Below are 9,322 nucleotides of genomic sequence, written 5' to 3'. Positions count from 1 at the left end.
TGGATGCCGCACCGGGACTGGTGGTGGTGGATGAGGCCTACCAGGCCTTTGCCAGCGACAGCCTGATGGATCTGGCCGGTAGCCGCCCCAATCTGCTGGGCGCGAAAGCCTCTTTGGCGACCTCGTTCAGCAGCCGTCGCGAGAAACCTTCTTTGCCGCCAAAGAGCTCGACCGGCCGGAAGTGCTGTTCGCCGTCGTACTCGATCGCGACCGATTGCAGCGGCAAGTAGAAGTCGAACCGCAAGGCACGGGCCTGCTTGTCGCCAAGGCCCAACGAGGCAAACGAACACTCGTAGCGATAGGGAATGTGCTGGGCATCCAGCCAGGCCGCGACGGCCGCCTCGCCGGCACTCATGCCCGAAGGCTCGACCCTGCAAGCACAGAGATCGCCCGCGACCAGCTCGGCAAGCGAGCGGCGATGCACGCTACTGCACACCTGACAAGAGACGGTGAAGTGAACCCGGCCTGCGAGTTCGGCCAAGCCATCGAAAGGAAGGTTGTCGGGCGCGCACGGGGCCGACAAGGACAGCGAATCCAGCGACAAAGTACTGACAACGCGCGCAGCGTGGTCTAGCAGCGCCTGCCGGCGGCAGAACTGCGACTGACACGACCAGTCGCGAAAGGAAGCCAAAGCCTCGCCCAACGACAGGCCGAAGAACTGGTGACGCTTGCGACGATCGCCAGAGCGCCGCATCAGGCGCGCACAGAACAATCGGCTTCACATCGCGCACAGGCCACATCCATAAGTACGCAAGGGCCATCATCCCAGCCGAACAGCGGCCGGCCGCACACCAGGTCGTCACGAGCTGCAAAGTGCTCGATGAACTCGGCGTGAGCAGATGCGAAGCCACGACCGTGCTCCATCGCCGAGACGTGAAGCCGAAAGCCCGGATCGGACTCGGAGAACACGATTACTGACCTTTGTACGGGATCGGCGGCGGCGAGGCCATCAACATCAGCCCGCCCGTCACCTGCTTGACCTTGGCTTGCGGGTAGACGGCCAGCACGGCACGCAAGGCGATCAGAAACTTCTTCTTGAAGTCCTTGTCGGCCTCCTTGCCCTGGTACTCCTGGCCGAACTGCTCACGCAGGTTCGTCCAGTACAGGATCACGGCCGGCCCTCGATGCGATGCAGCCGATGCGCGAGCCAGGTGTAGACATCGAGCGCGAGCGCCGAGCCTTTGAGGGCATGCAGCGCCCGGTTATCGAGCGGCACAGCGTTCTCGACCAGCTCGGTGAAGTAGTTCTCCGACAGCAGCATCACGCCAGGCCAAAGCGCGCGCTGGCCCGTTTCGCGGTTCGACACCCACGCATCGAACTGCTCGACCGGCTGGCCGTTGAACGTCCGCCCCTTGTAGCCGAGCTGCAAGCGGCAGGCGGCCAGTGCGTTCATCTGCTTGCGCAACGTTGAGTAGCGACGGCCGTCATCGCCCGTGATGCCCATGATCCGCAGGAACTCGGCGGCACTTTCACCGATGGGGATCTCCCGCGAGCTGTGGCGTTTGGCGTAGGTCGAAAGCCACGCCAGCGCGAGGCGCGGCATAGCGCCATAGGGCACCGGCTGCAAGACCGGCCCATTACCTTCGTCGAGAAACCCGGCCTGCACGTTCAGCCAGGCCGCGCCCGACTGGCGCATGAAGCGCTCGCCATCGACCTTGGCGCGAGGCAAACCGACCTGGCACATGACGGAGTGAATGAAGGCGAAGTCGTTGCCGGTGGGCGACTGGCCCATGATGTCGGCGCTGACCGTCACCAGCTCGTTTTCGCGCTTCGTGGCCGGCTTGGTAGACGGCTTGCGCTCGATGACGGCCGGGAGCTTGGCCGGCTTGCTGGCGGTCTTCTTGGCCGCCGGCGCCGGGGCCTCGGGAGCTGCGGCGGCTTTGCCGGAATCCGTCGCTGCAAGGCCGCTGAACAGGTCGCCGGCCTTCGTGGGGCCGTTTCGCTTGCCCTCGCGCATCACCCGGCGCTTGTGCGCCTCTTTCTGGCTGACGCCCTCGGCGACCAGCTCGTCGATCAACGTTTCACTACGCCGCGCCTCGGCCATCTTGTGGGCCAGGTTGGCCGCGTTGTCAGCGTCCAGACCGTGCGCGATCAGCTTGTCACGGTAAGCCGCTTCGTCGAACGGCTCGCCTTGTTGTCTCTTCGTCATGCTCGCCTCCTTCCGGAGACGGGGTTAATATTCTTCATGCTGCTGCCTTTGTGGTGTTTGCTGATGCTTCAAGGTGACAGTCGGCGGGGCGTGTTGCTGCACTCCCCGCCACCTCTCTCCGGGTAGCCCTCAGTGCACCCTTCCCCACGCGGCCAGGTCGATCTTCACCATCGGCAGCAGATACGGGATTTCCGACAGGCGATCGAGCGCCTGCTCGATCGAGCGAAACACCACAGGCTGGCGGTTCTCATCGACGACGGCCAGGCTGAAAGGCGCGTCCTTGGCGACGAGGGTGTAGCCCGTCGCATGCGGTGTGATGATGGCCTCGACTTCCTGGCCGGTCTGGTTGCGCTCTGGCATGTCGCACAGTTCGGCCAGCTCGTCGAGCGTGACCATCGTGAGGCAATCCAGCGCGCGCTGACTTGCGAAGGAGGGGCGGGCCGTTTGTGTCTTGGTACGGGTCCGAGTGGTCTTCATTGCTGATGCTCCAAAAGATCGGCGTTGCTGCGCCGGGGTGGTGAAGTCAGACCAGTCTCAAGTGCGCAGCTCGGCCGCGCCGGATGAGACGATCCATCTGCAAGCGCGACTGCTGCACCCGGTCGGTGGCCTCGCGCCCTGCTCGTAGCGCCTCGGCAAATCCCAAGGCGCGTGTCTGGTACGCCCAAAAGAGGGCGCGGTTATAGGTGAGTGAGTCGATGCCGGCGGCCATCAAGTGGCGCTGTAGCGCGATGAACTCGCGGGCCTGCTCAGCGTCTTGGTCGATCAGCTCAAGTCCCCACGACAGCGAGTTGCCGATCGCCACCGGGGACAGGGCTTCATAGGTCGGGAAGGCGGGCGCGTCCTCGTCGATCAGGTCGATGTAGCCGTCGCCCGAGCCGGTCACGATCGCCAGCTTGCGGAAGCCGCCGAGCGTGTCGTCGATCTCGATCAGGGTGTCAGGCTCGAAGTGCGCGGTCTTCATGGTCACCCCTTGAAGATGTCGCCTTCCAAGGCACGGAAGATCGCCATGTTGATGATGGCCGCCCTCCCCTGCCCCGTTCGCTGTGCGGCCTCGTCAACACGCCGAAGAAGGTCCGGGGCGATGGTCAGCGTGATCTGCCGCTTGTTGCCCTTCTTGATGCCCTTCTCGTAGTCGGCCGACGTGGAAGCACCCGCATCTGGTGCGCCGGAAACGAAGTCATCTACCGTCTTGGTGGCCGTCTTCGGCTTACGCTGGATTGCCATTACTATGACTCCTGTTAGGCGGTCTTTTGGATATTAAAAAGCACTGCAAACAGTGCATCAAGCTCGGCGCATGCCTTGGGGTCTTTTGGGCTCATTTCAGACACGCAAAGCCCTGCGCCCCCAGCATTCGAGAACGCCTTGCGACGACGAATCGGCGTCGGCAGGTACTCGAACTGCGGCACCTCGGCCACGGCGGCGGCGGCGTCGGTGTTGTCGGCCGAGTGCTCGCCGGAGTCGGCCAGGTTGAGGACGGCATAGGCCCGGAGCCCGTCCCGAACGCTGCGCGCCTCATCGACGAGCGCGGCCATATCGTCGAGCGCCCACACGTCATAGGAACGGGGAGCGAACGGCACCAAGAGCACGTCGGACAACACCAACGCAGCCCGCAGCGCGGTCGAATCCCGGCCGCCGGCATCAATGATGATGTCGTCGAACTTCCCCCGCTGCTGCTGTACCTGGCCGCGCAACGCCGGCCCATCTGAATACTGCGCGCAGGAGATTCCGGGCTCCCGCCCGCTCTCGGTTCTGGCCGCGATCGCCGCAGACGCCGTGCCCTGACGGTCGCCGTCGATGAGCCAGACATCGCGCCCCGTCATGGCACGGGCGATCGCGAGTTGGACGGCGAGTGTCGTCTTGCCGACACCGCCCTTCGTGTTGCCAATGGTTAGGATCATGACTGCATCGCCTTTAACAATCTTTTGGATATTAAAACACACTTCCTAGCCAATGACAAGAGACTTCCATCTGTTGGCCGTTCGTTGGAGCGTCATTTAATATTAAAACACAGTCATAGGCAATGATTGCACAATCCGAACACTTGTGCCATGATGGAGCCATGCGCACTTAATTCGCGCTATCAGGAAAAACGCCGGAGGGGGTCTTTCGCCCCTCCCCTTATCGAATGCGGGTGGGTAGACCTCCACCCCCTTCCAAGTCACAGCAACCCCCATGCGCTGGTCGAGCGCTGCTGTGAGGCGTGTCCTGACGCGAGTACCCAGCTCCATCCTCTTCGCACACAGGCCCCCTTAGCAAGCACCCTCGATCGAGCGCGTTCATCGACTCGAAAGGAGTGCTCATATGAAGAGACTGGCCGCGGTGGTCGCCATGCCGATCGCCGTCATGAGCCATGCAGCCATCGCGGCCGACGCTGCGGCGGACATGGTTTACGTCATCCCCGACAAGGTGCTTGTTCAGCTCGGCAAGACGCGCGAGCAAGCGAACAAGGAATGCCCGCCGTGCGAAAAGCGCTGGCGCGAGGCGTGGGCCGCCGAGGGGACCAAGAACGACTCGATCTACCTGGCGAAGCTGCGCAAGCAGACGACCAGGCCGACCGACATGAAGCCCCCTGCGGCCAAGAAGGGAGGATGACATGCCAGGCGTTGCAACCTACATCGAGGAAGCCATCGACAAGCTCCTCATGAACTTCGTGACCGTCAAGAGCGCCGCCTTCTGCGGCGTACTGGCACCGCTGGCCCTAACCGGGACGACGATCTACGTGATGATCCTGGGCTACGCCGTGATGCGAGGGGAGGCTCACGACTCCCTGCACACGGTGCTATGGAAATGGTTCAAGGTGTCGATGGTCGCCGGCATCGCCCTTTCGGGAGGCGAGTACCAAGCCACAGTGGTCGAGGCGATCAATGCCATCCCCGGCATCATGTCTGATGTCTTTGGCGGCGCAGGCTCCATCGGCGGCATGATCGACGGGATCGCGGACCCATTGATCAAACTGGTCAAGATGTTGCAGACCAAGAGCTCGATGGGGACCTTCCCCGACTTGACGCTCTTCGCTGCTTCGCTGGCCGTAGGACTCGCCCAGCTAATCATCGTCGTCATCGGCATCGCCATGTACGTCTTCGCAAAGGTAGGGCTCGCGCTGTGCCTCGCGGTTGGCCCCATCTTTGTCCTGTGCCTGCTCTGGCCTGCCACGCAATCGCGCTTCGAGGGCTGGCTTGGTCAGACCCTCAGCTTCGCGTGGTTGCAAGGCATGCTTGGAGCTGCGATCGGGATGCTCTACACGCTGATTGAGCAGTTCGCGGACAAGGTGCAGGCGAATGCAAAGACGAATGACGTTCTGACTGACGCCGGGGCACTTCTGGCCGTGACTGTCGTCATTGCGATTCTGGTCTGGCGCATGCCGCAGATTGCAGCCGCGATGACGGGCGGTACGAGCGTCGAGGGTCTTGGTAAGGATGTCGGTCGTTGGATGGCGAACGCGTTCAACGGCAGCGGCAAGTCTTCCCAATCGAGAAGCGGCGGTGGAGGGGAGGTCAAAGGCGGCAACTCGCGCCAACCAGCACAGTCCGCGACGCCATCATCGGCCACGGCCAATGCCCGCTCGTCCTACGGCACCGACACGCCGCTCTACCAGCGCCAGGTGATCGACAACATCCGAAGGGCAGCGAGCTGATGATGACCTATCACGAACTCGCTTCGACAGTCGGCCTCGGCGTGGCCTGCTTCACCTTCGCTGCGCTGCTGATCCGCAAGCTACGTCGCTTCCTACAGCCACGCGCGAAGGGAGAAAACGTGGCCTCGTACTTGACGCGCGCCAGGGAAGACCAACAGCTCGACAAGGCCGCTTTCGTCAACATGTTCGGCGAAGGCCATGCGACGCCGCACCGCATCAACTTCGCCCTGATGCTGGTTTGGTTCTGGTGTGTGACCAAAGCCCCTGAACTCACAGCCCCGTCGCTGCTGTACCTGATGGCGGGAATGTGGGTGACACGTGACGCCGCCAACGCAGCGCGCCGTCCTGACTTCGACCGCCTCGGCTACTCGGGCCGCCTCTGGTTCAGGCTTTTCTACGCCTGGTCGTGGCCCCTGAGCCTCATCAACAAGACCCCGCCCAAGGCCGACTAAGGCACGGGCAGATCCACTATTGGAGAAGCAACATGAAAAAGCTCATTACCTCCCTGGCATTCATCCTCTCGGCCCTGTGCGGCAACGCCGCTCATGCCGGCATCCCGGTCATCGACTCAGCGAACCTCTTCCAGGCCGTTCAGCAGGTTGCAGCGTGGCAGCAGCAGTACCAGCAGATGGTGCAGCAGTACCAACAACTCCAAAGCCAGTACAACTCGCTGACCGGCGCTCGCGGCCTGGGTGACATCCTCAACAACCCGATGTTGCAAGGTGTCGTGCCTGCCAATGTGGCGACAGTCTTCAACGGCCTCAATCAAGGCGGCTATGCCGGCCTGACGAGTGCCGCACAAAGCATCCGCAACGCCGCCATGAAATACAACTGCGAGAACATGACTGGGGACACGCAGATTGCCTGCCAAGCTGCGCTAAACACCAACGCTCAGGCCCAGGCGTATCAACAGAGTGCCTTGGAGCTGATCACGCAGCGGGTCGCACAGATTCAGTCACTGCAAAGCCAGATCAACACGACGCAAGACCCGAAGGCGATCGCAGAGCTGCAAGCGCGGATCACCGCCGAGAACACCCAGGTTTCCAACGACGCTAACCGGATCGCTGTGATGCAGGCACTCGCGCAGTCGCAGCGTCTGGCGGCAGATCAGGCGCTGCGTGAGCAAACGATGAAGATGCTTTCGGAGGACACCCCGACCGTCGCCAAGACGATCACCTATCAGCTACCAGCGAAGTACAAGAACTGAGCGCCGACACCGCGATAGACCAAGGGCCGCAGTCGCGGCCCTTTTTCATTCTTGCTTGCCCTCAATGCGGGCTTTGATCTTCGCCACCTTCTCGGCCCATGCCGCTTTGGCCTGGTCGTTCGAGATCCATTCGGCCGCCGGGTCGTCGGCCTCGACCAGCAAGCGCCACTTGCTCGCGAAACCATGCGTCATGGTCTAGACCCTCGAAGGGGTCGCGCGTCTGCTGTCCCTGGGCTCGATCGTCCTCGGTCATGAAGTCGTCGGGCACGTCCTCCCGCCCGAAGCGCTGGAAGAACTCTTCCCACGAAGCGCCGTTCGGCCCTAGTGCTGGCTTGTCGTTCACGTCGGTCATTTGATCCTCCAGCGATGAACGTTGGCGGCCATTGCTTCGGAGACGGTTTTCGCGTGGTTCCTGATCCACCCGTCCAGTTTCTCGATCGCCTCGATTTTGACCGCCCGATGTGCTTCGGGGGAGGTGTTCAAGGCCCTGGCGATCTGGTTGAGGTTGCTCCCGATCTTCAGCAACTGCAAGTTGGACTCAGACAGCGTTTCAAGCTCTTGCTGGCCGAACTGCGGGGTATGAGTCAGCCTGGAACGAATCAGGCCCACGATCCACTTGGTCGAAGAGAAGCCCTCCGCGTGGGCCACGGCCTCAACGTGAGCGGCCTCGGACGGCGTGAGGCTGATCTTCTTCCGAACTGTCGCCTTCTCGGGCTCGCCACTGGCGACGGCCAGGGCTGGGGGCTCGCCCTGCTTGTTTAAAAGGCTCTGCACGATCTGACGGAAGGCGGCACTCGGCGTCGTGCCACGGGCCTCGCAGTAGTCAAGCCACGCCTGCTTGTTCTCAAGCAGATCGACCGTGATCCGGGTATCTCGCTTCTTCTCCATCAGACCATCTCCTTCCACTCAACACCAACGACCGCAAGCGCGTCGATGTCTGACAAGTGGCACCAAGTGCCTATCCTGCACTAGCACCCACCACCTCGGTTTTCTTGAAAATTTCAAGCGATGCCCGCCGTTCTCAGTAGGGGCGCACCGCCACCACCCAAGCCACCGGCCAACGCTGGCAGCATGGGCAGGCCCGAGGCTGTGGATTGCACAATCCACGATCACCCCTTGAGCCGATCCATCAGGCGGCTCATCAGAGACGGCTTCGGCTTCGCCGTCAGCATCGGCGGCTGGGCCTGCGGCTGCGCCGGGAACCAGTCGCGGATGTCTCGATAGGGCAAGCCCTTCGACTCGTGGACGTCTTTCAGCCAGGCAGCGATCGCCTGATAGAAACGCACGCCATAGCCCTTGCCCGCCGCGCCGTAGACCTGGTGATCGACATCACCATCGGCGCAATACTTGGGATCGTCGAGCGTGTGAAACGTCCGGCAGTTGAAAGGCCGAGTGCTGTAGACCGTACAGCCACCGTCCGCGCCGATGAAGGGGCAGGCGGTTCGATGGCCCGTCGTCCGGTCTTCGCCCTGGTGGTCGAGCTGCGGTCCACCCTTGAAGGTGATGTACTCGGCTTCGATCCGGCTCACCTGCACGTCGATCTGGCAGCAGTGATTGCATCCCTTCTGGCACACCGCAAAGGTCGCGACGAAGGCATTAAAGCGATCGGTGAAGGCGTAGACCGCTTCCAGCTTCTCGAACAGGGTCAGGCTGCGCGAGTTGATCTTGGTCGCGAACAGCTCTTGCATGCCGGCGACCAGCTCGTCGGGGATCGGTGGCAGTGGGCGGATGTCCCGCTTGTCGCGGAACTTGATGGCTACAGGTTGCAAGGTCTTCTCCCTTCTTCGCGCTGTGGGGTTGATCGACGGCCCGCCCTGCGGGCCTGCGGCTGATGAAGCCGCCAGGAAGGGCAGGCTTCGCCTGGTTGCGCGCCCTGCGCGCTGAACATCAGTAGCGCGTGAAGAACTGATAGACCATGTAGAAGGCCACCGAGGCCACCGCCAGGCCGATGCAGGCGAAGGCGAAGCTGATGACTCCGCGCACGATGGCCGTACCGACGCCCACGATGAAACGCCAGACCGCCGCCACCGCTCGGAACGGCAACATGACGACGCCCCACGCTGTCACGACGAACTCCACCAGGTAGCCGATCCGGCGTCGCGTCTTGTGTGCAAGGTCGGCGAAGTCCCGGCCAGGTTGGACGTGGGCCGCCTGGCGATCGCCGTTGCTGGCGACGACGCGAAGGTGAGGGCGTTGGTTCATGGTCAGTCTCCTTTGCGTGTGCTCTTACCGGCAGGCTTGGTCGCCGCTGCCGGCGTCGCTGCCTCTTCGCCAGCCTGACGGCCTTCCAGCGCGCGAAGAAGCCCGGCCTGCTGCGCTTGCATGGCCTCGA

The 9,322-nt window shown here is 62.7% G+C and carries 15 protein-coding genes; 4 read left to right on the top strand and 11 right to left on the bottom strand.

The features are described 5' to 3' along the window. Positions 1-37: 37 nt before the first annotated feature. The 7 genes from AWT75_RS21905 to AWT75_RS19935 form a co-directional block, all read right to left on the bottom strand. On the bottom strand, positions 38-694 hold the full coding sequence (locus AWT75_RS21905; protein ID WP_062791465.1) for a hypothetical protein: 657 nt from the start codon (positions 692-694) through the stop codon (positions 38-40). Positions 695-911: 217 nt separating this feature from the next. Beyond that, positions 912-1,112: a hypothetical protein gene (locus AWT75_RS22395; RefSeq protein ID WP_204377130.1), complete on the bottom strand. Its 201-nt coding sequence runs from the start codon at positions 1,110-1,112 to the stop codon at positions 912-914. Continuing rightward, positions 1,109-2,149: a replication protein RepA gene (locus AWT75_RS19955; protein ID WP_204377129.1), complete on the bottom strand. Its 1,041-nt coding sequence runs from the start codon at positions 2,147-2,149 to the stop codon at positions 1,109-1,111. The genes AWT75_RS22395 and AWT75_RS19955 overlap by 4 nt, the downstream gene beginning before the upstream one ends. Positions 2,150-2,278: 129 nt before the next feature. Beyond that, positions 2,279-2,545, bottom strand: a complete 267-nt coding sequence (locus AWT75_RS19950) for a hypothetical protein (RefSeq protein WP_161937788.1) — start codon at positions 2,543-2,545, stop codon at positions 2,279-2,281. Between the two features lie 127 nt (positions 2,546-2,672). Further along, a complete protein-coding gene (locus AWT75_RS19945) occupies positions 2,673-3,110 on the bottom strand; it encodes a hypothetical protein (protein WP_062791460.1) in 438 nt (145 codons plus the stop codon). Positions 3,111-3,112: 2 nt separating this feature from the next. Then, positions 3,113-3,373, bottom strand: a complete 261-nt coding sequence (locus tag AWT75_RS19940) for a ribbon-helix-helix domain-containing protein (RefSeq protein ID WP_059990317.1) — start codon at positions 3,371-3,373, stop codon at positions 3,113-3,115. Positions 3,374-3,387: 14 nt separating this feature from the next. Continuing rightward, entirely contained in the window at positions 3,388-4,047 is a 660-nt protein-coding gene (locus AWT75_RS19935; protein ID WP_059990319.1) for an AAA family ATPase, read from the bottom strand. 403 nt (positions 4,048-4,450) lie between these two features. On the opposite strand from AWT75_RS19935, the gene AWT75_RS19930 reads away from it, so the two are divergent. Genes AWT75_RS19930 through virB5 form a run of 4 tightly spaced genes read left to right on the top strand, consistent with a single transcriptional unit; the run spans position 4,451 to position 6,990 of the window. Next, positions 4,451-4,741 carry a hypothetical protein gene (locus AWT75_RS19930; RefSeq protein ID WP_062791458.1) on the top strand — a complete coding sequence of 97 codons (291 nt, stop codon included), beginning with the start codon at positions 4,451-4,453 and terminating at the stop codon, positions 4,739-4,741. Between the two features lies 1 nt (position 4,742). Next, positions 4,743-5,783, top strand: a complete 1,041-nt coding sequence (locus AWT75_RS19925) for a TrbL/VirB6 family protein (protein WP_062791455.1) — start codon at positions 4,743-4,745, stop codon at positions 5,781-5,783. Next, complete coding sequence (locus tag AWT75_RS19920; protein ID WP_062791453.1) at positions 5,783-6,235, top strand: hypothetical protein; 453 nt, start codon at positions 5,783-5,785, stop codon at positions 6,233-6,235. Before AWT75_RS19925 ends, AWT75_RS19920 begins: the two co-directional genes overlap by 1 nt. Before the next feature lie 32 nt (positions 6,236-6,267). Continuing rightward, a complete protein-coding gene (gene virB5 / locus AWT75_RS19915) occupies positions 6,268-6,990 on the top strand; it encodes a P-type DNA transfer protein VirB5 (protein WP_062791451.1) in 723 nt (240 codons plus the stop codon). A gap of 45 nt (positions 6,991-7,035) precedes the next feature. Here virB5 and AWT75_RS21775 read toward each other — a convergent pair whose 3' ends face one another. From AWT75_RS21775 to AWT75_RS19900, 4 genes are all read right to left on the bottom strand, one after another. Further along, the gene (locus AWT75_RS21775; protein WP_161937787.1) at positions 7,036-7,182 is read right to left on the bottom strand and encodes a hypothetical protein; all 147 of its coding nucleotides are present in this window, start codon (positions 7,180-7,182) and stop codon (positions 7,036-7,038) included. 156 nt (positions 7,183-7,338) lie between these two features. Continuing rightward, on the bottom strand, positions 7,339-7,878 hold the full coding sequence (mobC, locus tag AWT75_RS19910) for a plasmid mobilization relaxosome protein MobC (RefSeq protein WP_062791449.1): 540 nt from the start codon (positions 7,876-7,878) through the stop codon (positions 7,339-7,341). A 221-nt stretch (positions 7,879-8,099) separates the two neighbouring features. After that, a complete protein-coding gene (locus AWT75_RS19905; RefSeq protein WP_062791447.1) occupies positions 8,100-8,759 on the bottom strand; it encodes a YkgJ family cysteine cluster protein in 660 nt (219 codons plus the stop codon). Positions 8,760-8,877: 118 nt separating this feature from the next. Continuing rightward, the gene (locus AWT75_RS19900; RefSeq protein ID WP_062791446.1) at positions 8,878-9,192 is read right to left on the bottom strand and encodes a hypothetical protein; all 315 of its coding nucleotides are present in this window, start codon (positions 9,190-9,192) and stop codon (positions 8,878-8,880) included. Positions 9,193-9,322 lie beyond the last annotated feature (130 nt).

It is taken from the genome of Aquitalea pelogenes (assembly GCF_001515305.1).
In the GTDB taxonomy this organism is placed as follows: domain Bacteria; phylum Pseudomonadota; class Gammaproteobacteria; order Burkholderiales; family Chromobacteriaceae; genus Aquitalea; species Aquitalea pelogenes.
This window is presented reverse-complemented; position numbering and strand designations above follow the sequence as displayed.